The sequence below is a fragment of the Lacticaseibacillus zeae DSM 20178 = KCTC 3804 genome (assembly GCF_000260435.1).
GTDB classification, from domain to species: domain Bacteria; phylum Bacillota; class Bacilli; order Lactobacillales; family Lactobacillaceae; genus Lacticaseibacillus; species Lacticaseibacillus zeae.
This window is the reverse complement of sequence record NZ_BACQ01000001.1, coordinates 15,538-39,811: the sequence shown is the minus strand read 5'-3', so window position 1 is coordinate 39,811 and position 24,274 is coordinate 15,538. Positions and strand designations below refer to the sequence as shown.

Annotated in this window: 14 protein-coding genes and 1 tRNA gene; 1 reads left to right on the top strand and 14 read right to left on the bottom strand. The window is 48.6% G+C overall.

Annotation, left to right across the window (positions count from 1 at the left end; genetic code table 11):
• Nucleotides 1-294: 294 nt before the first annotated feature.
• The 11 genes from GSO_RS00160 to GSO_RS00110 form a co-directional block, all read right to left on the bottom strand.
• Entirely contained in the window at nt 295-732 is a 438-nt protein-coding gene (locus tag GSO_RS00160) for a hypothetical protein (protein WP_010487608.1), read from the bottom strand.
• 59 nt (nt 733-791) lie between these two features.
• The gene (locus GSO_RS00155; protein ID WP_010487606.1) at nt 792-3,455 is read right to left on the bottom strand and encodes a cation-translocating P-type ATPase; all 2,664 of its coding nucleotides are present in this window, start codon (nt 3,453-3,455) and stop codon (nt 792-794) included.
• A gap of 366 nt (nt 3,456-3,821) precedes the next feature.
• Nucleotides 3,822-4,985, bottom strand: a complete 1,164-nt coding sequence (locus GSO_RS00150) for a serine hydrolase domain-containing protein (RefSeq protein WP_010487605.1) — start codon at nt 4,983-4,985, stop codon at nt 3,822-3,824.
• A gap of 112 nt (nt 4,986-5,097) precedes the next feature.
• A complete protein-coding gene (nadE, locus tag GSO_RS00145) occupies nt 5,098-5,925 on the bottom strand; it encodes an NAD(+) synthase (RefSeq protein WP_010487604.1) in 828 nt (275 codons plus the stop codon).
• The gene (locus GSO_RS00140) at nt 5,925-7,121 is read right to left on the bottom strand and encodes a serine hydrolase domain-containing protein (protein WP_010487603.1); all 1,197 of its coding nucleotides are present in this window, start codon (nt 7,119-7,121) and stop codon (nt 5,925-5,927) included. Before GSO_RS00140 ends, nadE begins: the two co-directional genes overlap by 1 nt.
• A gap of 1 nt (nt 7,122) precedes the next feature.
• Complete coding sequence (locus tag GSO_RS00135) at nt 7,123-8,586, bottom strand: nicotinate phosphoribosyltransferase (protein WP_029345482.1); 1,464 nt, start codon at nt 8,584-8,586, stop codon at nt 7,123-7,125.
• 199 nt (nt 8,587-8,785) lie between these two features.
• On the bottom strand, nt 8,786-9,487 hold the full coding sequence (locus tag GSO_RS00130) for a GntR family transcriptional regulator (protein WP_010487601.1): 702 nt from the start codon (nt 9,485-9,487) through the stop codon (nt 8,786-8,788).
• 24 nt (nt 9,488-9,511) lie between these two features.
• A complete protein-coding gene (gene nagA / locus GSO_RS00125; protein WP_010487600.1) occupies nt 9,512-10,657 on the bottom strand; it encodes an N-acetylglucosamine-6-phosphate deacetylase in 1,146 nt (381 codons plus the stop codon).
• 110 nt (nt 10,658-10,767) lie between these two features.
• Entirely contained in the window at nt 10,768-11,565 is a 798-nt protein-coding gene (gene proC, locus GSO_RS00120) for a pyrroline-5-carboxylate reductase (protein WP_010487599.1), read from the bottom strand.
• Between the two features lie 2 nt (nt 11,566-11,567).
• Nucleotides 11,568-13,550 (bottom strand): S9 family peptidase, encoded by a 1,983-nt coding sequence (locus GSO_RS00115; RefSeq protein ID WP_010487597.1) that lies wholly within the window; start codon nt 13,548-13,550, stop codon nt 11,568-11,570.
• 174 nt (nt 13,551-13,724) lie between these two features.
• Nucleotides 13,725-19,712, bottom strand: coding sequence for a DUF1542 domain-containing protein (locus tag GSO_RS00110; protein WP_010487595.1), 5,988 nt, complete (start codon nt 19,710-19,712; stop codon nt 13,725-13,727).
• Between the two features lie 275 nt (nt 19,713-19,987).
• Between GSO_RS00110 and GSO_RS00105 the strand changes: the two genes are divergently transcribed.
• Complete coding sequence (locus GSO_RS00105) at nt 19,988-21,478, top strand: AcpB/EbpR/MafR family transcriptional regulator (RefSeq protein ID WP_010487593.1); 1,491 nt, start codon at nt 19,988-19,990, stop codon at nt 21,476-21,478.
• A gap of 190 nt (nt 21,479-21,668) precedes the next feature.
• Here the strand turns inward: GSO_RS00105 and GSO_RS00100 are convergent.
• The 3 genes from GSO_RS00100 to GSO_RS00090 all read right to left on the bottom strand — a co-directional run bounded on the left by GSO_RS00100 (nt 21,669) and on the right by GSO_RS00090 (nt 24,201).
• A tRNA-Tyr gene (locus tag GSO_RS00100) sits at nt 21,669-21,749 on the bottom strand.
• 104 nt (nt 21,750-21,853) lie between these two features.
• Complete coding sequence (locus tag GSO_RS00095) at nt 21,854-22,687, bottom strand: metallophosphoesterase (RefSeq protein WP_010487591.1); 834 nt, start codon at nt 22,685-22,687, stop codon at nt 21,854-21,856.
• 47 nt (nt 22,688-22,734) lie between these two features.
• Complete coding sequence (locus GSO_RS00090) at nt 22,735-24,201, bottom strand: peptide MFS transporter (RefSeq protein ID WP_010487589.1); 1,467 nt, start codon at nt 24,199-24,201, stop codon at nt 22,735-22,737.
• Nucleotides 24,202-24,274 lie beyond the last annotated feature (73 nt).

The following is a 24,274-nucleotide window of genomic DNA, read 5'->3' as shown; positions in this document are numbered from 1 at the left end:
ACACAAAAATTGCCGCGGCAGGTTTAGACCTTCGCGGCAAATAAAAAACCGCATAGTCCCGTTGTGGGGTATCTATGCGGACAAATTGATCAGAAGCCAACATAGACACAACCTGCGCGTCTGGCAGGTTGCGTCTGCAACCTACCTAAAGTTGGCTTTGCCAAGTTTTTAAGGTAAGCAGTGCTTTCATGTTAGTTTCCTCCATTCGTTTAAACTTGAAATAAGTTGGTAAATTAAAGATACGTGAGCAAACTTCTCATGTCAAGCGAAAATGATCCTTTTCACGAAGAAAAATCACTGTAAGATCGCTGAAATCTTTTGAATTTGCTTGGTGAATTTTTGAATCGCTTCGTCTTGCGCTTTTTCGGCTGCATTAAACGCTGTGACATCAACTTCTAAGTCAGACTTGAGGCTTTCGGTCATGGCTTCACACGCCTCCGTGAAGGCCGCAAAGTTGTGAATTAGTGTACGGTGTGGCCCGACCAACCGTGCAGGAACCGCGACTTCTTGCAATCGAGTGAGTAACTTTTTGTACGCATCGGTACCCTCACGAAACACGACCCGCGTGTCATCATAGGTGTCCTGATCATAATCGGCCAATTTGCCGGCATCAATCGCTTCACGTAATGGCTCAAACAAAGGCGCCATCATTTCCTGATTGTCCTGGGTTTGTTCCACCACATCATTGATCGTGGTACCATAGTGCGCCATTTTAATTTGTTGCTTGTTCATGAAAAGCACGGATCCTCTCTTGAAAACTAATCCATCAATTTTTTCCGAATGCTGAAGATTTACAGACCGCGCCGCTTACGCCGAGCACGTTCGAAGATCTTGACGATTTCGACGAGCACAATCATGGTAACCCCGGCACTTAAAACCGTTAACCATTGGTGCCAATCCAGCGTTGTTACGTGGAATAGTCCATTGAATCCCGGTACCAGAATGGTGACAGCCAACAACACAAAGGAGGCAAGAATCGCCCAGTTGAAAGCTTTATTTCTGAAGGCACCGACTGTGAAGAGACTTTGATGAATGCTTTTGACGTTAAAGGCATGGAAGAGCTGAATCAAGCCCAAAGTAGCATACGCCATCGTCAAAGCGTCCGCATGCATCGCTGCTTGACCACTGTGAACCGGATACGTGATGGCAAACCAGTAAACGCCTAAGGTCAATAGGCCTTCAAGAATACCCTGCCAGATGACCGCTGGACCGACGCCGCCTGAGAAGAAGTTGGATTTGCGACCGCGTGGCTTTTGCTTCATGATCCCCGGCTCTGTCGGTTCAACCCCAAGAGCAATCGCGGGGAAGGTATCCGTCACCAGGTTAATCCAAAGAATGTGCACCGGTGCCAGGATATCCCAGCCAAGCATGGTCATCATGAACAACGTCAACACTTCGCCAAGGTTGGCGGACAACAGATACTGAATCGCCTTTTGAATGTTGGAAAAGACTTTTCGGCCTTCTTCAACGGCCACGACGATCGTGGCGAAGTTGTCATCGGCCAGCACCATGTCAGAGGCACCCTTGGAAACTTCGGTACCGGTGATCCCCATGCCAATGCCGATATCAGCGGCCTTCAAAGCAGGCGCATCATTGACACCGTCACCGGTCATCGCAACAACTTTACCTTTTTTCTGCCAAGCGTTGACAATCCGAACTTTATGCTCTGGTGCCACTCGCGCATAAACGCTGTATTTACCAACATTTTTGGCAAATTCTTCGTCACTTTGCTGATCAAGTTCGGCGCCGGTAATGACAGCATCATCATCGCCTTGATCAATGATCCCCAGCCGAACCGCAATTGCTTCAGCAGTATCGCGGTGATCGCCGGTAATCATCATTGGCCGAATCCCGGCTGATTTTGCTTCTGCAACCGCTGCTTCTGCTTCAGGCCGCTCCGGATCGATCATCCCAACCAAACCGGCGAAAATCAGATTATTTTCAACTGTCTCCGAATTGACCGGTTCAGGAACTGCATCAATAACCTTATACGCCATGCCCAACACCCGCAAAGCCTGGGTGGCCATGTCTTTATTGGCCTTTAAAATGGCATCACGTTCGCTGTCAGACATCGGTGCTGCCTGATCACCGGTGGCCAATTCAGTCACCCGCTTGAGCAATTCATCCGGCGCACCCTTGGTTGTCACCAGAATCTTGCCATCTGCCCGCCGATGAAGGGTCGACATCAATTTACGTTCAGAATCAAATGGTACTTCATCGATCCGCGGTTCGTCTGCCAAGGCGTGATTCAGATCAAACGATTGGGTCTTCCCATATGCGACCAGCGCGGTTTCGGTTGGATCCCCCAGTAATTTACCATCATCCTGAACCTGCGTATCATTAGCAAAATTCATAATGGTCATCAGCGGATTGCCGCCGTGGATGCCGTCACTGGCATTATTTAGCTGACCGTCGTAATAAACCTTTTCAACGGTCATTTTATTTTGCGTCAGCGTTCCGGTTTTATCACTGGCAATAATATCAGTGCTACCTAAAGTTTCCACAGCTGGCAGCTTGCGGACCAAGGCGTGGCGCTTGGCCATTTTCTGGGTTCCCAGTGCCAGAATAATCGTTACAATTGCCGGCAGTCCTTCAGGAATAGCCGCAACCGCTAAGGACACCGCCGTCAGGAACATTTCCGGCAGACTTGCCGCATTCCGCCAAATACCGACTGCAAACACAATGACTGCAATGACCAGAATCATCACGGTCAGCGTCTTACCCAGACTCTTAAGGTTTTCCTGCAGCGGGGTCGTGGTTTCTTCTGCGGCATTGATCATCCCGGCAATCCGGCCGACTTCAGTTTTCATTCCGGTGGCAACAACGACGCCGACACCACGTCCGTAAGTGATATTACTGTTCATGAAGGCCATATTGGTTCGGTCACCGATGCCAACGTCATCAGCGTCCAGTGGTGCCGTGGATTTATCGACCGGCACACTTTCACCCGTTAAGGCACTTTCTTCGATTTTTAGATTGGCGCTCTCCACCAACCGTAAATCGGCCGGAACCACGTCACCGGCTTCCAGCAACACGATATCGCCGAGAACCAACTGACTGCTTGGAATCGTCAAAACCTGATCGCCACGCCGAACGTGTGCATTCGGCGTCGACATCTCCTTGAGGGCATCGATCGCTTCTTCGGCCTTACTCTCCTGAAAAACGCCGAAAACGGCATTCAGTAACACAACAGCCAAAATAATCCCGGCATCTGCCCATTCGCTCAACAGGAACCCGGCAATCAAAGCAGCAGCAAGCAAAACAATGATCATGAAATCCTTGAACTGATCCAAAAAGCGCGCCAACATGCTCTTTTTTTCGGCCTGAGCCAGTTCATTCGGCCCGTTTTCACCCAACCGGGTTTGTGCCGTTTCTTTAGATAGTCCAGTCAATTGGGTTTGTTCTTCTTGCAAAACTTCTTGACTGCTTAATGCATATGGCGGTTTCTTTGCCAAGATAGTGCCTCCTTCTTTGTTTGGGCCGGTAGCCAAAAAGAGACTTATGGCCTACCAGCAGTAGATCCATAAGTCTCACTATTTAAGACAACACCAGACATAGCCTTGTTGGTGATGTTGTCGCAGAAAAACTCTGCTAGTTACTCCCCTATGTTGCTTCAAGTATATCAGGTCAAAGCAGCCTTGCGCAAGCGATCCTTAAAAATCCAAGAGCGTGAACGGGCGCGCTTAGGAGTCGGAGTGTAAGTGGCCTCAGGCGTGATGGGCCCGGTCTTGGCCATTGCAACCAAGATCCTTACACGCAGACTCCTGCGCCATTGAGTGCGTTTTTTCAGCAAGCCGAACTAATTCACAAACAGGGCGAACTTATCCCTTTTGCCGCAACGTTTGGAACAAGCGAACGGCTTCATCGTGAAGATTGAGCGTATGTGAATTATAATTGCTCAACAAAATCACCGCATCTTTGCCATCACGGCTAATAGCAGTTGATGCCATTTGCCCGGCCACAGTGCCATTCGTTGAGTAAAAACCGCTATGATTATAAATACCTGCCGTATAAACCCCGTCATCGCGATTGCGCAAGGTCTTTAACGCTGATAACGGCAAAACTTTTCCATCATCGATGCCCCGCAGCAATCGATACAAATCAGCAACCGTCGTATACATATTGCCGGTACCCAGCTCGCGGTTGTACCACAGTTCTGGTTCGCCAATAGAGGTTTGATAAGGATTCGTTACCGGCCCCGTGTACGTCAATGAGCGGTTGGTATCTGTCAGCATTCCCGGCAAGAATCCGGTGTGTCTAAGCCCCAATCGGTCAATAATCGTCTTTCTGATCTGCTGCTCATAAGAACGGCCAGCGACTTTTTCAACCACACCGGCGAGTAATTGGTAATTAACCGCCTGGTACGCGTAGTTTCGCTGCGGTAAATAGGTCATATTGCCGATTGCCCAGCGAATAATACCGGCATCGTCCATAACGGAAGGCTGATACTTTTTAAGCGCAAAACCACTACGCATATCGATCATCATGCGCAATGTCACCTGATCACCGGTTTTGATGCCGGATAAATACTTGCCAACCGGATCATCCAAATGCAACTTGCCTTCTTCAGCCAGCTGCATGACGGCAACTGCAGTGACCGCTTTTTGGATCGATCCGATCTGGAACAAAGTCGTTGGCCCATTAACCCGTTTCGCTGCGGCATCGGCGTAACCCACGCCGCCATTGAAGATAATTTCACCCTGTTTGATGATCAAAGCACTGCCAATAAATTTATCGTTTGTTAAGGTTTCTTTGAACGATTTGCCTGCCGATGTGTCGATCGGCCAGTCCAGACGCTCATCAAAATGCGTTGCTGCTGTTTGCACGGCTTCACGGTGAGTCGCCTGCTCATGCCGCTGCGACGACAAAACCTTAGCCTGTCTATCCGGAATAGCTATCTTCTTCTGCCAGACAAAAGCCACAGCGCCTAATAAAAGTGCACTTAATGTCACAATGCCTAACCAAAGAGCCCAACGATGACGCACTGCGTTTCAACCTCCTACTGCCATGTGTACCAAAGCATACCTTAAACCAGCGCAAAAAAACAGCCATAACACCTTTGAGCGAAACTTCGCCGATGTTGGCTGTTTGCCATGCTTATTTCCAAAAAGTATCAAAAACCGTAATCGGCAGATGGCGCTTATGTGCGGTTTTCTGGTACCAACGTTCGATCGTCTCGGCAGCATGGTCACTCACTTGCTTACCTTCCAGATAATCATCGATGTCCTTGTATTTAACGCCCAAGGCAACTTCATCTGGCAAAGCCGGCCGATTGTCTTCGAGATCGGCAGTCGGCGCCTTCTGATAAAGATGTGCCGGTGCGCCTAACGTCTTCAACAACGCCGCACCTTGGCGTTTGTCCAAGCGATAAAGCGGCGTCAAATCAGCACCGCCGTCACCGAATTTGGTATAAAACCCCGTGACAGCTTCCGCGGCATGATCCGTACCAATAACGGCGCCGGACATGTTGCCGGCAAGCGCATATTGGGCAATCATCCGCATCCGGGCTTTGATATTGCCCTTGTTAAAATCGGAAATGGCTGATCCGTTGGCTTCCACTGCCGCGACCATGGCATCGACGCTAGGTTTGATATTGACCCGTTTAACCACATCTGCCTGCATGAAGTCAATCGCTGCCATGGCGTCCGCCTCATCGGCTTGTTCCCCATAAGGCAGGCGAACCGCCACAAATTGATAGGCCTGATCGCCAGTTTCAGCGCGCATCTCCTGCATGGCTTTTTCCGTTAGCGTACCAGCAAGCGTTGAGTCTTGCCCGCCGGAAATGCCCAACACATATGTTTTCAGAAACGTATTTTTCTTAAGATAGTCTTTTAAAAAATCAATACTCCGCCGAATCTCGGTCTCCGGATCAATCGTTGGCTGTACGCCTAATGCTTTAATAATCTTTGCTTGTAATGGACGCATTACTTCACTCCCTTAATCATGTCATGATAAAGTGCTTGTGCTAGATCCCGCGTCACCTGATCCGTATTTGCCAACAGCACGACCGCATTTTGACCGCTGTTATCCATGACAGTTGCGGCTGATTGTGCGGCAACAACGCCATGTGTCAGCGTGTAGTCGCCAAAATTATACACACCCGCCGTGTATTGGCCTTGATTCAGATCACGCAACGTGGCAACCGATGAGCGCCGGATAATCTTGCCTTGATTGATGGCCGCCATAATCTGGTATAAATCACCGGCACTCGTGTAAATATTACCAGTCCCCAATTCCCGATTATAATTCAAAGACGGCTCGACGTAACGGCGCGAATAAGGATTCGCTTTGGGACCATTATACCCAAATGATTGATTCGGTTCACGATACAATTCAGGCATAAATCCTGAATGCGTCAATTTTAACTTTTCAAATATTTCCTGCTGAATTAAGTCAGCATATAAATGACCGGTCACTTTTTCAATCACTCCGGCTAATAAAACAAAATTAACCGGTTCATACGCGTACTGTTTCGCACCATAATTCAAATTGGCAATTGACCAGCGCACAATTCCAGCATCTGATAGTTGGGTCGGTTGATTACGCTTCAATGAAAAGCCGCTACGCATATCCAACATCATCCGCAACGTTACCTGTTTGCCCGTGCGAATGCCTGGCAAATAACGACCAATCGGATCCGTCAGGTGTACCTTGCCTTGTTCCACAAGTTTCATGAGCAAGACCGCAGTGAACCCTTTTTGAATCGAGCCAATTTGATACAGACTCTCAGGCCCGTTCAAGCGACCAGATTCAGCGTCGGCATAACCCAACCCTGTGTTTAGGATCACTTTCCCCTTGCGCACCATTAAAACGGTACCGCTAAAATGATCGGCTTCCAGTTTTTTTAAAAAAGGTTGCGCTTCTGAAGGGATAACCTGTTGCATCAGCCGATCAGTGGTACTCGTTGCCTGACGGGTGGCATTTTGTAAACGCTGCTCGATTGCACGATGCCGATTCAGCTCGGTTTCATACTTGCGCCGGGCGCGTTCTTCTTTGACTTCGGTTTGCGGGCGGAGATAAAAGTAATCATAGCTGCCATAAACCGCGATGCCGATGACGAGGCCGGCGAAGAGTCCAAAAATCAGCCAGCGTATCCAACCCCATTTTTTTGCGTGTTTCATATTATTCCTCGCGGTCAGCAACCGCCGATTTCACTTTTTTAATTAAGTCCATCTTGTTATCCCATACTCGTTGTGATAAGTCGACCGGATAGTCTTGCGGATTCAGAATGCGCCGATATTCATCCCACAAGGCATTGGTGCTACGGGTGGCATAGGCCTGGACCTCGGCGAGCGGCGGCGTTTGATAAACCTGTTTTCCTCGATCATAAATCAGCTGCAGCAATGGCTTGGCTTCAAAGTTTTTAACTGTTTTATTGATGTACGGGAAGTTGGGGTGGAACATGTACAGGCTACGATCTGTGTCAATTTGCTCATTAGCTAATGCTACGTAATCGCCTTCCGACTTACCGTCATCCCGACGTGTAATCCGCCAGACCTGTTTCTTGCCTGGCGTCGACACCTTTTCAGCGTTATTCGACAGTTTAATCGTGTCATGCATGTTACCGTTGGCGTCTTCAATCGAGACGAGTTTAAACACGGCTCCCAAAGCTGGCTGGTCATACGCGGTGATCAATCGGGTCCCAACGCCCCAGATGTCGATTTTGGCACCTTGCATTTTCAGGTTTTGGATCGTGTTTTCATCGAGATCATTTGATGCATAAATTTTTGCCGAAGTATACCCAGCATCGTCTAATTGCTGACGCACGCGCTTGGAAATAAACGCCATATCGCCGCTGTCAATCCGAACGCCAAGGAAATTGATCCGGTCTTTAAACTCATTAGCCACTTTGATTGCCGCGGGAACACCGGAACGCAAGGTATCATAAGTGTCGACTAGGAAAACCACGTCCTTGTTGCTCTGCGCATAGGCTTTAAAGGCATCGTAGTCGTTGCCATAGGCCTGAACCAGCGAGTGGGCGTGGGTGCCGCTAATCGGGATACCGAATTCTTTACCGGCCAATACGTTACTCGTCGCATTAAACCCGCCAATGTAAGCCGCCCGGGTGCCCCACAAGGCCGCTGCGGTTTCCTGTGCTCGGCGCGTACCGAATTCCATCAAGGGGTCAGCGCCGGCAACACTGCGAATTCGCGCCGCTTTGGTGGCAACAAGCGTTTGATAATTGATCATGTTCAAAACAGCGGTTTCAACCAACTGCGCCTGCGCCAGTGGCCCTTCGATTTGCCAAATCGGTTCATTATTGAAAACCAGATCGCCTTCTAAAGCTGATCGCACTGTGCAGCTAAATTTAAACTTTCGCAAGTAATCGATAAACGCATCCGAATAATTTGTCTGCGCCTTAAGATAAGCCAGGTCGTCTTCGGAAAAGCTGAGATGATTCAGGTAATCAATCACATGTTCTAGTCCGGCGAATACAGCAAACCCCGAGCCAAATGGTAACTCCCGAAAGAAAACCTCGAATACTGCATGTCGTTCACTGATCCCTCGTTCAAAAAAGGTGTTCATCATATTCAATTCATAAAAATCGGTGTGGAGTGTCAGTCCTTCACCCAATTGCGTAGCCATCATCTTTCCCCTTCCAGCAACATACAAAAACAACGTACGTTAACTTTTGAGCATTTAATTCAGTCATATAGGTAATGATTATATACCACTGCGGACCGCTTTGCAGAAAGCATGCTGTACCTTTTTTCTCATCATCGCAAAAGGCCAGAAAACAATAAATTCTGTTTTCTGGCCTTTTGGTCGTGCTAATAATGTTTCATTACCGTTCTAGATAAAACTCAAATCGCTCGCCAACATACTGCGTGCGGACGTATTCAAACGGTGTGCCGTCGTTTAAGAACGAAACCTGGCGCAACCGTAAAATGGCATCGCCACGCTTGATTGCCAGATATTCGGAAATCCGTTCGCTGGCTAACATCGCGCTTACGGTTTGCTGCGCACCACCAAGAACGTAGCCGCCTTTTTTCTCCAAGGTGTGATAGAAACTAGCCGTCATTTCTTTTTTGGTGAAGTTCTTGACCAAATCATACGGCACGGCAGCTGTTTCAAAGCTGATCGGCACCTTGTCGGCATAGCGGATTCGTTCCATTCGCAGCACTTGTTCAGCCGGGGCTAGTTTCAGCTTCTCAACTTCCGAGCTGGTTGGCTGAGCCACGTGATAAGATACCGTCTTGCTGGATGGTACCTTACCTTGGGCCTGCATCAAATCCGTGAAACTGGTTACGCCGGACATTTTTTCCTGAACTTTTTGATTCGCGACATACGTTCCAGAACCCACGCGCCGTTCTAAAATACCTTCGTCGACTAAAGTTTGAATGGCCTGCCGCAACGTCATTCGGGAAACATTAAAGGTCACCGCGAGATCGCGTTCAGAAGGAATACGATCGCCGACCTGCCATTTTCCGGCTTCGATATCAGCTCGAATCGCGTTATGAATTTGAATATAAACCGGTACCTCCATCAATCATCATCTCCAATACGTGGTTCAGTCCTCAGTGTCATGTTTGACGCCATAACTATAAGTGGCAACGAGATCATGGTTGCGATTCAACATGTTAATGTCGGCATCCTTACCGACTTCAAGGGTTCCTTTGGACGTCAGATTAAATTCGCGAGCCTGATTGACTGACGACATCTCAACCGCATCAAACAGAGAAGCATCCATGAAACTCATCGCATTTTTAAAAGCATCCTTGTACATTAAAACGGAACCGGCAAGCGTACCATCGGCTAACCGCGCCTGTTTATCTTTAACATACACCGTCTGGCCGCCTAATTCACTTTTTCCTTCCGGCATCCCTTTGCTGCGCATTGAATCGGTAACCAATTCAATCCGTTCCGGGCCTTTTTGATCAAAGGCCAAGCGTAACATGTCAGGCACAATATGGAAGCCGTCGCAGATCAATTCGCAGTACATATTGTCTTCAAGCATCGCGTGGCCGGTGACACCTGGTTCACGGTGACGTAACCCACGCTGTGCATTGTATAAATGAGTCACATGGGTCGCTTTACTTTGCAGCATCTGTTCGCGCGTCGCATTACTGTGGCCAACTGATGGCACAATGTTGTGTGCTAAAAGATAATCTTCAAATTCGCGGGAACCTTCATCTTCCGGTGCGTAAGTGATCAGCTTAACCAGACCGCCGGATAATTCTTGCCATTGCTTAACTAAATCGATATTAGGATTCTTAATATATTCTTCTGGTTGGGCACCCTTGAAGACCTTGCTGATAAAGGGGCCTTCGAGGTGGACACCTTGGATAATGCGATTGCGTTCGGCTGCCTGTTTCACGCCGCGCATGGCCTTATCAATATTTTCGGTTGATTGTGTCATGGTTGTAGCAAAAAGGGTGGTAACCCCTTCGTGCGTCATCATCTTGGTGGCCATTTCATCGATTTGATCGGCATCACCATCCATGGCATCAAAGCCATAACCGCCGTGAGCATGGACATCAATGAATCCCGGTATCAACGTTTTACCTTGAACGTCAACGACCTGTTCACCAGCCTGAGCCTTGTAATCAAACATATCGCCAACCGCCAGAATCTTGTCGTCAAAGCGGATATACCCATCTTCAATGCGTTCCAATCCTGTATAAATTGTTGCGTGTTTCAATACCGTAACCGTCACAATACCACTCCTAATCATTTAATGTCCTGACTATCATTAACCAGTATAACCGGTATAGACCAGAGTTGCAAGGTGGCCTACCTCGTATTTACAGGAAGTTTAATTATTTTTCATCCCTGCCGATCTTTGGCAATCGTCGCATCGACGCCTTTGACCACGGCGGACATCAGCCCGGCTTCTTCCATGGCCAACAATCCGGCAACAGTGGTACCGCCCGGGCTGGACACCTGATCGATCAAGTCAAACGGTGATTGCGTACTTGCCAGAACATTTTTGGCGCTGCCCATGACGGCTTGGGCAGCAATGGCGGTTGCTTCACTTTTTTCCAGGCCGTACTTGACACCGGCGCGGGCAAGACTGTCGATGAATAAGTAAACAAACGCTGGAGAAGACCCAGCCAATGCCACGAACGTTGAAAATTGGTCTTCCGGTAACGACATGGTTTTGCCCAAAACGTTCAGCAAGTCTAAAAGGCCATCCAGTTGACCAGCTACCGCATCATTCGCGGCGTAAGCGATCATGCCGGCATTAATTGCGACATTCACGTTTGGCATGATCCGTAAAATCGGTTGGTCATGATCGTTCAATGCTTCTTCTAACGCCGCCAGCGAAACGCCGGTTAACATTGAAATCACGGGTACATGCCGTTTCTTCAAGGTTGCCCCGATGGCACTTAAAATCGGTGCACCCAGTTTCGGCGCGACCGCCAGAAAAACAACGTCGGCAACCTCCGCAACAGCCTGATTGCTGTCGACAGCTTTGATACCGACTTTGGCTGCGTATGGTTCATAATGCAGCGGATGGCCACCGTGAACAACGATGTCCGCCGGGTCAATGGCCTTTTTGGCTAGTAATCCGCTAATGATCGCCTGGGCCATGTTACCAGCACCGATAAATCCAATTGTCATCCTTATTCTCCTTTAGCTTTTTGCTTTGATTGGTGGGCATCAAACCAGTCCGTAATCGCGGTCAGACGTGCAACTCGCAAGTTAGGCAAGCCACTGCGGGATAAGTCATGGTTTGATTTCGGGAACCGCATGAACTTGGTTTCAACTCCATGCAGTTTCAGGCCAATATAAAATTCTTCCCCCTGACCAATCGGACACCGTTGATCGTCTTCGCTATGCATCACCAGCGTTGGCGTTTTGGCAAAATCGATATGTGCCAGTGGCGAGAAGTCCCACAGCCCTTGCACATCCGACAAATCGCCGCTCCACTTACCTTCCAGCTCCCAAGGTGTGAAGTAATACCCGATGTCGCTGGTGCCATACATACTTAACCAATTGGCAATTGAACGTTGGGTAACGGCAGCTTTAAAGCGATGTGTGTGCGTCACGATCCAGTTAGTCATAAAGCCGCCATACGACCCTCCGGCAACAAATAAGCGTTCGGGATCGATGGTCGTATCCAGTTTCAAGGCCTCATCAACCGCAGCCAGGCAATCTTGATAGTCATCTTGGCCGTAGTGTTTAATCACCGCTGCCGTGAACGCTTCACCATAACCTAATCCGCCCCGCGGGTTGGGACAGATAACGCCATATCCCTTGGCAGCCAGATATTGCATTTCATGAAAGAAGGTATACCCATAACCAACTGCTGGGCCGCCATGCACATATAAAATGGCCGGATGCGATGCGGCTGCTTTTTGCGGTGGGAAATACCAACCCTCAATTTCAAAACCAGCACGATTGAAATTAAAAGTCAGTGGCGTAACCAACCCAAGCGTGCGCGTAACCCGCCGATTTGGGTCATATAAAACCGTTTCCTCTTCGGAGGCCAGATCAAAGTACACTAATCGACTCGGAATGGTCATCGTGCTTTCAGTGAACACGACGCCACGGTGATCAGGTGTCAAGGCAAAATCCGTCACGTGCCGTCGACCATCAATCAACGGCGTCAAGCGCTCATCCGGTCCACCAGCGTATAGGCTCGTCTTCCCGTGGTCAAAACCAACCGTCAGATAATAATCGGCCGTAACAAAATCAGCCACTTTGCCAGATAAATCCTGTTGGAAGTCGCCATTGACATAACCCGGAATGTCAAAATCCACGTCATCGGCAACATCCTGCAGTTTTTGGCTCGCTAAATCGTAATGCCATAAGTGCCCTTGCGACACATTAGGTAAATGATTGTCAGAACCATGCAACAGCAATTGGTGCGAATCCGCTGAAAAGGCTGCTGGCCTCAACTCTGCTTGCGGCAAATGCTCATTCACCATCGTCACCTGCTGACTGGTTAAATCGAGCAAATAAGCGGCTTGGCTAAAGTCGTTGGGATCATCCGGTAACCGTTCCGCGGCAAACGCAATTTTTTGACCATCCGGCGCGATCGCACCAATTTGGAAGTCATGCTGGCGCTGCATCACGATATGGCTAGTTTTTTGGCGTCGTTGCTGCACACGCAATTCGTAAGTCACGTTTTCCGGCAACAAGCCAACACCATTGAGTTTGTACTGCGCGCGCGTGACCGTCACCGGCTGCGGTTTTTTGGCATCTTCCGGTGATAGCTTCTTTTTGGCACCAATCGTTGTTTGAAGAAAAACAGCCTTGCTATCAGGTCGCCAAACGAAATCCGTTACGTCCTCTTTTTCAGCCGTCAACTGGTGGGCCACGCCGCCATCAACTGCTTGCAGGAAGACCTGCGTTGTTTTGTCTGCAGCTTGGCTCAGAAACGCCAACCATTGCTGATCCGGGCTTAGTTTAGGATGCCGGTCGTGTTTTTGGTCAGTCCCGTAAACCGTCATCTGACCACGCGGATTCACGAAACAAAGCCGCTGGTAATAGGTATTGTCCGCCTCCGAAATCCGGTTTTCCTGAAAAAAATAGCCCCGATTTGTTGCAATTGGATACGATAACGATACCAATTTGAAAAGATCCGTCGCTTTTATTGCCATGCAATCACACCCTTCATTGTCTTGCTTTAAGCGTAGCGGTTGGGCTATACCGTGTCAAACTACTGGACCGGTGAAATCAAAAAACAGCCGAGATGTGTTGGCACCTCGACTGCGTTTGATAAAAGTTAGTAATCGTTAGCACATCACCCGACACCTGCTTGTTGGCCTAAACGTTTAGTGCGAGCGTTTCTTCCGGGTAAAGAACAAACTGGATCCTAAGCTTAGCAAGCCACCTAAGATCACCATCAACAGCGACTGCTGCTCACCGGTTTTAGGAAAATGCTCCTGATTGGCGGCAGGTTTAGCCTTGGATTTGGCTTTAACGGTAGGTGCAGCTTTACCGGCTTGATATTGTGCGTCAATGGCTTTAATACCATTGTCTTTCGCCTGCTCAATGAGATCTGCACTGCCGGCTGCATCGATCGCCTGTTTGGCTTTCGTTGCCTGCGTTGTGACGGCCTGTTTTTGCGCTGCTTTTTGGGCATCGCTCAACAAGTTATCGCGATCAATCTGAGCCATCACTTTAGCGGCTTCGGCATCAATCGTTCGCTTGGCTTCAGCTTGCCGAGTCACGATGGCTATGGCTGACTTGTGTTGCGCATCAATCACTTTAATCCCGTTAGCCTTGGCTTGATCAACGCCATCGGCATTCTGAGCAGCATCAATCGCCTGCTTAGCTTGATCCGCTTCCGCTGCGACTGCTTGTTTCTGCGCAGTCTTTTGTGCACCCGTCAAGGTCACATCCTGATCGATGGCTGCAGTGACATTCGCAGCCTCCACATCAATTGCTTTTTTAGCCTCGGCCTTGCGCAGCGTGATCGCCGCGCCTGACTGGTGTTGAGCATCAATGGTCTTGATACCTTCAGTTTTGGCGTTTGTAACAGCTTCGATGTTTTGGGCATCGTCAATCGCCTGTTTAGCCTTGACCGCTTCAGCAATGACCGCTGCCTTCTGTTGCTTTTTGGCAGCTGCAGTCAACGTTGCGTCTTGATCAATTTCATGCTGAACTTTTACGGCTTCGGCATCGATCGCCTTTTTGTTGTCCGCTTTGCTACGATCCATTGCCTGACCGGATACATGTTGCACACCAATTGCCTGAACACCGGCATCCTTCGTCTGATTGACGCTGTCGGCATCCTGCGCCGCGTCAATGGCAGCTTTAGCTTTGGTTGTTTCATCCGCAACCGCTTGACGTTGCGCCGTTTTTTCAGCGGTAGTTAATGTCGCATCCTGATCAATTGCTTGCGTCACTTTGGCAGCTTCCGCATCGACAGCGATTTTAGCGTCATCTTTGCGGGTTGCCAACGTGTTGCCAGCTTGATGAGTGGCATCGATTATCTTAAGGTTCTGGTTCACTGCTTGATCGACACCATCGGCATCCTGTGCTTGATCAATCACCGCTTTAACTTTAGCAGCCGCATCAGTCGCCGCCTGTTTCTGCTTAGCCTTTTCAGTAGTGGTTAGCGTTACATCACGATTAATGCTGTCAATGATTTGTGCAACATGGTCATCAATCGCCTTTTTTGCTTCATCTTTGCGCGTTGCAACCGCTGTTCCTGGTTGATGTTGACCATCGATTGCTTGAATCCCAGTTGTTTTGGCTTGATCGGCCGCATCGGCGTCAGTTGCGGCGTCGATGTTTTGCTTGGCCTTGGCTGCTTCGGACGCCACTGCCTGTTTCTGAACAGCTTTCTGAGTGCCGGTCAGCGTTGCATCTTGATCAATGCTTGCCGTCACCTTGCCAGCTTCCGCATCAATGGCGGTCTTGTGCGCTTCTTTTCGGGTCGTTAAATCAGTGCCGGACTGATGCTGATCATCAATGGTTTTAATGCCTTGCGCCACTACCTGATTAATCTGATCAACATCTTTGGCTTGTTCAATCTTTTTCTTGGCCTTGGAGACTTCGGCAGCGACGGCCTGTTTCTGCACCGCCTTTTCCGCGCTGGTCAACGTCACATCCTGATCAATCGTCTGGGTGACTTTAGCGGCTTCAGCATCAATCGTCTTTTCGGCAACTTGCTTATGCGCCTTTAAAGTGGCATCTGCTTGATGTTGTTCATCAATGTGCTTAATGCCGTGGGTTTTGGCATTATTGACCTTATCGGCATCGGTTGCAGCACCAATTGCTTTTTTCTCTTTTACCTCCTTGTCTTTAACGGCGCGTTTTTGCATCGCCTTTTTAGTACTTGTCAAGGTAACGTCTCGCTCAATCGCGTTGATAACTTTAATTGCTTCGTCGTCAATCGCTTTTTCGGCTGCGGCTTTTCGTGTCGCCAAATCAGTGCCGGCGTGGTGCTGGGCATCAATGGCCTTGATTCCGGCGGCTTGTGCCTGATCAACCGCATCCGCATCTAAGGCGCCGTCGATATTATTTTTCGCCTTGACTGCTTCATCCGCAACCGCCTGTTTTTGCGCCGCCTTTTGGTCAGTCGTCAACGTGACGTCCTGATCAATGGCCTGCTCAACCTTGCCAGCTTCAGCATCAATGGTTTGTTTGGCGGCGTCCTTCCGGGTAGCCAAAAGGGTGCCGGATTGGTGAACGCCATCAATCGCCTTCACACCATCAGATGTCGCCTGGTTAACGCCATCAATATCTTGCGCCTGAGTGATCTCAGCTTTAGCCGCAGCCGCTTTATCAGCTATGGTTTGTTTTTGCGTTGCTTTTTCGCCACTGGTCAACGTCACATCTTGATTAATCGCATCCGTTTCCAAAGCAGCTTCGGCATCAATCGCCTTGTGGGCTTCGGTTTGGCGGGTTGTTAAATCGGTACCGGACTGATGTTGATCACCAACTGCACTGATACCATCGACTTGGGCTTGTTCAACCTCGTCAGCATCCTGTGCGCCATCAATGATCGCTTTAGCTTTGGCAGCCTCATCCGCAACAGCTTGCTTTTGTGCCTGTTTTTCGGCGGCTGTCAAGGTGTTGTCTTGATCAATGTCATCGGCTACTTTAGCAGCTTCGGCATCAATAGCTTGTTTCGCCCCATCTTTGCGCGTCACAAGCGCAGTGCCGGTTTGATGCTGATCGGCGATGGCTTTGTTCCCGTCTGCAATCGCCTGGTCAACTGCATCAGCACTTTGCGCACCGTCAATGGCCTGTTTAGCCTTATCCAGTGCCGCCGCGACTGCCTGCTTTTGCGTATCCTTTTCAGCCTTCGTCAACGTCACATCGTGGTCAATCGCATCCACAATCTTACCAGCTTCACTGGCGATCGCTTTTTTCGCGTCGGCGCGCCGATTTGCGAGGGCCAGACCGGAACGATGTTGATCTGCGATAGCGTTGGTGCCGTCTGCCTTCGCTTGATCGACCGCATCTGCACTCTGAGTAGCGTCAATCGCTGTTTTGGCTTTGGCTGCTTCATCGGCTACCGCCTGCTTTTGTGCTTTCTTCACAGCAGCCGTTAACGTCGCATCGCCATCAATATCATGACTGATTTTAACGGCTTGCGCATCAATGGCTTGCTTAGCGTCGGTTTTACGGACGTCTAAAGCGATTCCTGGTTGGTATTGCGCGTTAATGTGCTGAACGCCGTCGTTTTGACTCTGATCAACCGCATCAGCGTCCTTAGCCGCGTCAATGACTGCCTTAGCTTTGGTCGCTTCATCGGTAACTGCCTGTTTTTGAGTCGTCTTTTCGGCGTTCGTCAATGTGGCATCTTGATCAATCGCCGCAACTACTTTAGCAGCTGCAGTATCAATCACCTGTTTGGCCGTTGCTTTGCGGGTATCCAAAAGTGCACCAGGCTGGTGAGCCGCAGCAATTGCTTTAATGCCGTCAGCTTTAGCTTGGTCTACCGCATCGGCATCATTAGCCGCGTCAATAGCAGCCTTGGCTTTCGTCGCCTCATCGGCTGCGGCTTGTTTTTGCGTTGCTTTTTCCGCGGCGGTTAATGTGACATCTTGGTCAATCGCCTGCTGAGTTTGACTAGCTTCAGCATCAATTGCCTTTTTGGCTTCAGCTTTGCGTGTGTCCAAAAGTGTGCCAGATTGATGAACGTCATCAACGGCTTTGATGACAGCTGCTTCAGCTTGATTGACGCCATCAACATCCTGCGCCTTGAGAATCGCGTCTTTAGCTACCGTTGCCTTGTCAGTCACAGCCTGCTTTTGGGCGGTTTTTTCGGTGCTTGTCAACGTCACATCTTGGTCAATGGCATCTGCTTCTAAGACCGCTTCAGCATCAATGGCTTTTTGCGCTTCCGCCTTGCGAACGGCCAAATCCGTGCCGGCTTGGTGCTGGTCATCAACGGCTCGAATGCCATCAGTTTGCGTTTTGATCACGCTGTCAGCATTTTGAGCCGCGTCAATCGCAGCCTTGATCTTGGCAGCTTCATCGGCAACGGCTTGTTTTTGCGTTTGTTTGTCTGTAGCCGTCAAAGTGACATCTTGGTCAATATCACCGGTCACTTTAGCCGCTTCAGCATCGATTGCTTGCTTGGCAGTTGCTTTTTGCTTGTTTAGCGCCACCCCTAATTGATGCTGGCCATCAATAGCTTTGATCCCATCAGCCTGTTTCTGCTTCACTTCATCGGCATTTTGTGCCTGGTCAATCGCTGTTTTGGCTTTGGCAGTCGCATCAACAACTGCCTGTTTTTGGGCCTTCTTTTCGGCTGCCGTTAATGTCGGATCCTGGTCAATCGCAGTAGTGATTTTGGCTGCTTCAGCATCAATTGCTTTTTTGGCGGTATCTTGCCGAGTCGGCAGCGCAACGCCAGCTTGGTGCTGGGCATCAATTGCCTTAATTCCATCCGCTTTAGTCTGATTCAGATGATCCATATCCTGCACTTTGTCAGCGGCAGCTTTAGCACTGTCTGCCGCCTTAGCAACTGCTTGTTTTTGGCCTTGCTTTTCCGCAGCCGTCAACGTGGCATCCTGATCAATGGCAGCGCTGACTTTCTTAGCTTCAGCATCAAGTGCCTGCTTAGCCTGCTCTTTTTGCTTATCAAAATCAGCGCCTGATTGATGTTGAACGTCGATAGCCTTGATTCCATCCGTTTTAGCCTGATTAATAGCTTCAATCGTCTGCGCCTGATCAATCGCGGCTTTGGCTTTCGTTACTTCATCGGCCGTTGCTTGCTTTTGCGCGGTTTTTTCCGCGGTCGTCAGCGTATGATCCTGGTCAATGGCGGCGGTGACTTTCGCAGCTTCGGCATCAATGGCCTTTTTCGCATCATCTCTGCGAACATCCAAGGCGGTACCTGGCTTGTGTTGCGCGTCAATGGTCGCAATCCCGGCAGCCTTTGCTTGCTGAACGCCAGTGTCGTCTTGTGCTTGATCAACAACAGTCTTGGCTTTTGTGGTTTCAGCGGTCACGGCATCTTTTTGCTTCGCCTTTTCGCTGGCAGTTAATGTCGGATCGCTGTCGATTTTGGCATTAACAGCAGCAGCCTCGCCGTCAAGATCATCTTTTGCCTGTTCCTTGTGCGCACCTGTCACCACTTGCGGTAAAACCTTGGCAAAATCATCGTCAACTTTAACTTGATCGATCTTTTTCTTAGCCTCGGCTTGAACGGCCTTGGAGTCAGTGGCCACGTCGGCGACAGCTTTTTTCTTCATCGCTTCAAGCAGCTTGGCGTTGAGTGCTGGGCCGAATTGATTATATTCAAGAACACGAGTTGCGTCCCAAGCCGGACGAACCGGCGTTTTATTGTTCAACCGGCTGCTTTCCATTTGAACGGCAATCCAATCATTAGGCGTGATTTTATGCGCCTGCATATAGATCACGGCATCAGCCGTACCGCCTACTCGGGTTTTAACATCCCATTGGTGTGTAAACTGATGCGTCGCGGGATCCATGTGATTAATGACCGCTGTATCTAAGCCATCTGGCGAGATCACAACCCGTTTGACTTTACCTTCCAGTTCATCATTGAAGGAATACGAAAACTTCAAATAACGATCCAACCCGCCTGCAATGTTTTTCGATCCAAAACGAATCGGAATTTTAAACGTATCTGTTTTCTGATCATACTCGATAGTATCGTTGCTGTACTGAAATGTGATACTATCGACGACCGTCTTAAACGCAAGCCTGTCACCGCCAATAAAAACGTTGCCGACCTGTGGCTTCACGGCCGCTTGCACCACAATTGTGGAATCCCAAAGGCCAATTGTGACAATGCCAGTTGCCAAAAAGAATGTTAATGTTCCTTTTTTCAATTTATTGTCGCTCCCCCTCTTGCTAACCCCCAAAACAGCACGCATTTAAAATGGTTGCCCATTATTAAAATATTAATATTATTTATCACCTTTCAATTGTCAATGCGTGACTGTTGAAATAAATCTCTCCGTGTTGCTATAATTCATAACGATTTAAATGTCGTTAATGCAGCACGCAAATTAGTATAAGTAAATCGTTGGGTGGTATCAGGTCAAATGTTGCCTAACGTTAGGCAACATTTGAGAAATTAACAAACATCAAGGGGGTAAGGGTTATGGAGGAACTGCTAGAGAATAGTTTGCTGAAGCACTATTACATTATTAGTTTTTTGTTGAACAAAGACTGGATGACCATTGACCGTTTAGCCCAAGAAATCAAAATTCCTGCGCGGACCATCCGACAAGATATCGGGAATATCAATCAATACATTGCCCCAGCTAAAATCGAAAGCAGTCAACGTTTCGGCATCCGACTCACTTACGACGCATCACACAATCCGCTTTATATCTACGCTGCTATTTATCGGCAGTCAACCCGCTTCTTGATCCTTGAAGAACTTTTTCTACACCGCTTTTCATCGATGACCCAATTAGCCGAGGAACTGTTCATCAGTGAGTCAACCTTAAAACGGCACGTACTGGCTATTAACCAAGTATTGGAACATGAAGGCTTTAGAATTGATACGCAAACGTTGGATATTGTCGGCGATGAAAAGAAAATTCATTTTTTCTATTACTGCTATTTTCTGGAAAGATACTGGTTCATCGACGCCTTTTTGTCTCAAGATGAATTACAGCTTATTGATGAGATCATTGCCGACTTTTCTACACATTTCCCAGTTTTGAAATCGCCAAGATATCAGTCGTTTTCGTTTTTAAACAAACTGCGAACGACCGTTTTTATCTGTCTCACCCGCAATAGTCGCGGCCACACTTTCAAAGATGCCAGTTTGGTGAAGGAAAATGACACGTTTTCGCCTGAGTTACGGCAAAAGATTACGCGAATTTATAGGATTAATTGCTCTTCGTTTGTCTTTTCACATTTGTTTTATCTCTTCTTCAATTCACGCAACGCCCTGACTTACCAGGATCTCCTGGTTAAAGCCCGCCATAATCCAGTGATTCATTCGATTTATCAAGCACTGTCGCACTTTCTTGATGTGACGGCGGCATCGCGAAAACTGAAACTGGCTAATCGCGATTTGGTACTTCTGCGGCTGTACAATGCCATTGAGTACACTTGGGGACCGACCAAGATTCTGTATAATCCGGATGAGGCGTTCTTCATGAATATGAACAAATTTGAGCAGACGTTCATTAAACAAACCAAAGAAACGTTAATCGCCATTTTGCGCGCCGAAAAAATCTGGAAGCAAATTGACGAGGCGTTGATCACCCGTCTGCTTTTCATCTTGGTCACTTCTTGGGACAACTTGACGATTCAATTAGAAGAAAAAGCACCAAAAGTCAGAACCGGCCTCTTCTTCAATACAAGTTTTGAGCACAGCCAATTTTTATTGCAGGAATTAAGCTATCACATGCGTTCAAGCTTGAAACCCGAGTTGATGCACGTTAATACGCTCGCCAAATTAAAAGCTGCCGCCCCGCATTTTGATATGATTATCACCAATCTGCCGCTGCTGAATCTACCAAATTGTCATATTGTTTCAATTCAGCCGCATCCCACCCCTGAAGATTTCGACAACATCCTATCCGTTTACAACAAAATTATTAGTGCCAAAACCGTTAAAACGTCTGCCTCTTGACCATGGCGCTAAACCTATTGTCAATTTCGACCGGCTTTATTCATTGCTTACAAACTGAAATCATCAATCTTTCTTTAACCACAGATTGGGTCATAAAGACTCACAATTGCATCAAAAAAGCCGCCAGACGCAGATCGCGTTAAGCGGCTTTTTCATGTCGGCAGTAAAACTAAGCACTGCGCTTAAAAAGTGGAGGAGATAGGATTCGAACCTATGAACCCGAAGGAGCGGATTTACAGTCCGCCGCGTTTAGCCTCTTCGCTACTCCTCCATACGTTTGCAAGTAGCCAACTCAAATAGTGTACAAAAACAGGTTATAAAAAGCAACCATTTTCAGGCAGTTTTTATAACCCGTTTTGCATGTCATTGACGATTTCAGAATTTAGCCAGTGTCGGCACATGTAGCGTCACCAAAGTGTTTCGCCACTCCGTCAACCAATCATGACTTTTCCATTCAAATAAACGCTTCAGCCCATAGCCCAGCGGCTGGTGGTAGTAGGCAGTTTTACCGAGTAATTTAGGTGCATCGCGAAAGTGTTCATGGCCAAATGCCACCGCATCGACCCGGCCTGTCAACAGTTCGCCAAGCTTGGCCGAGCCCATCAGCGCTGTCGCCATTTGCCACGCCGGCCGATCCATCGCATAAACCATGGCGCCGCGAATCGGCACAAAATGCGTCACATAAATCATTTGCCGCCCTTGGTTGGCATCAATTGCTGCTTGGGTCGTCTGTAAAACCCGCTGCATTCGCTCAGCGTCACTCAGCGGTGAATCAATCGCACTATCGATCCAAAAAGCGCGTTTCCACTGGGCATAAGCTGCATCCGTTTTCGTCTTTCCCAACTGGCCAAGCGAATAATCATACCAGCCATTGTTGCCAATGATCACGGCATTGGTGGACGGAATCGGTAACACCTTTTCGTGTAAATAAAGTGGATCAACATCTGACTGAATTTCGGCATAGCTGGCACCTTTGACCATGTCGTGATTGCCGGCCAAAAACCGCACGATAACCTGATCGCCAAGTTCACGCTGCAAAGCGCGGTAGTAATCCAGCGTTTTGGTGAAATCATTGTACGTATCGCCGGCATTAACATAAATCCGATATCCGTGGTCAACCAAATAGGCTGCCTGGTACTTCAGCATCTCAAAGCCATCGACATGGTTCACATCAAAATGATTATCAACACTGATTGCAACTTTTACCATGAGGACACTTCCTGTTAGCGACTAACGCAAAAGCGGGCCAGCCGCCATTAATTGACCCCTTGCATAAGCTTCTCGATGCGCGGCGTGTAAAAGGCTAAGATGATCGCAAATGCCACTGAAACCAACCCGACAATCGCGAAGTAAGCCACTTCATGACTCGGTGTGTAAAAGCGCACAATTTGCGCGTTGACCGCTTGCGCCGATGCATCAGCCAGGAACCACATACTCATCATCTGGGATGAATAAGCTTTCGGTGCCAGCTTGGTCGTCACCGAAAGTCCAACCGGTGAAATCAACATTTCGCCGATTTCGACAATGGCCCAGCTCATCACCAGCCACAAAGGTGAAACTTTGGCGCTACTGCCAAACAACATCACCGGAATGACCATCCACAGATAAGACGCTCCGGCAAAAATCAACCCTAAATAAAACTTTTTCGGAGATGTTGGCTGGCGCTTGCCGAGCTTCATCCACAGCCAGGCAAACAACGGGCCGTAAAGCAAAATGAACAACGGATTCAAAGTCTGAAAATTCCCCGGCAGGATTTTAAAGAAGCCAAAGTCCAATTTTGTTTGTTGGGCCGCAAACAATGCCAACACAACCGATCCCTGTTCCTCGATGGCCCAGAAAATCATCGCCGCCAAAAATAGCGGAATATAGGCAATGACCCGCGAACGCTCGGTTTTGGTCACCTTTTTGCTGCGAATCATCAAAATGAAGTACCAAACCGGCAAGCCGATCGCAACAACCGTGATCAGAGTAATCACGTTGGCAATCGTCAACGCTTTGAAGCCAGCCATGACTGCCAAAATGACGCCAACAATGACCACGGCCCCAACGACGCGCAACACCAATGGCCGTACATCTTCCGGTTTTAACGGATCCGGGGCGACATTGTCAGTAGGATTAATATACTTGCGGCCGTCAACCACGTAAAAGATCAAGCCGATGAACATCCCGATGGCAGCCAGCGAAAAGCCGGCATGGAAATTGACTTTATCAGCCATCCACGGGACAAAAATCGGCGCAATCAACGAGCCAAAGTTAATCCCCATAACGAAAATGCTGAACCCGGAATCGCGCCGTAAGTCCTCTTCAGGATAAAGGCTACCGACCATCTCGGAGACGTTGGGCTTAAGCAACCCCGTGCCCAAAACAATCAAAACAATCGAGCCAAAAAGCCCAATCGAGCCAATCGGGATGGACAAAACGATGTGCCCCAGCATAATCAGCACACCGCCCCAAAAGACGGTACGCCGGGAGCCGAGCAACCGGTCACTGATGAAACCGCCGATTGTGGAACTCAAATAAACCAATGACCCGTAAATCGACATAATCGACAAGGCAGTCGGTTGATCAAAACCTAAGCCGCCCTTTTCCACTGAATAGTACATGTAGTAGATCAGGATCGCCCGCATGCCATAGTAACTGAACCGCTCCCAGAATTCGGTCATCGACAGCGTTAATAGTCCGCGGGGATGACCCATAAACGTGCGGCCCTCTGAATTATTCAATTGAAATACATCCTCTCGCTAGAAAAATAATCTTCCTAGCTGCTCTCATGACACTTCCCTCAAAATGCCAATC

What these genes read in the sequence shown, in the direction of transcription:
- GSO_RS00135 (WP_029345482.1), bottom strand. Translation starts at nt 8,586, where the DNA reads ATGGCTACGCAATTGGGTGAAGGACTGACACTCCACACCGATTTTTAT.
- GSO_RS00105 (WP_010487593.1), top strand. Translation starts at nt 19,988, where the DNA reads ATGGAGGAACTGCTAGAGAATAGTTTGCTGAAGCACTATTACATTATT.
- GSO_RS00160 (WP_010487608.1), bottom strand. Translation starts at nt 732, where the DNA reads ATGAACAAGCAACAAATTAAAATGGCGCACTATGGTACCACGATCAAT.
- GSO_RS00130 (WP_010487601.1), bottom strand. Translation starts at nt 9,487, where the DNA reads ATGGAGGTACCGGTTTATATTCAAATTCATAACGCGATTCGAGCTGAT.
- GSO_RS00095 (WP_010487591.1), bottom strand. Translation starts at nt 22,687, where the DNA reads ATGGTAAAAGTTGCAATCAGTGTTGATAATCATTTTGATGTGAACCAT.
- proC (WP_010487599.1), bottom strand. Translation starts at nt 11,565, where the DNA reads ATGACAATTGGATTTATCGGTGCTGGTAACATGGCCCAGGCGATCATT.
- GSO_RS00115 (WP_010487597.1), bottom strand. Translation starts at nt 13,550, where the DNA reads ATGGCAATAAAAGCGACGGATCTTTTCAAATTGGTATCGTTATCGTAT.
- GSO_RS00140 (WP_010487603.1), bottom strand. Translation starts at nt 7,121, where the DNA reads ATGAAACACGCAAAAAAATGGGGTTGGATACGCTGGCTGATTTTTGGA.
- nadE (WP_010487604.1), bottom strand. Translation starts at nt 5,925, where the DNA reads ATGCGTCCATTACAAGCAAAGATTATTAAAGCATTAGGCGTACAGCCA.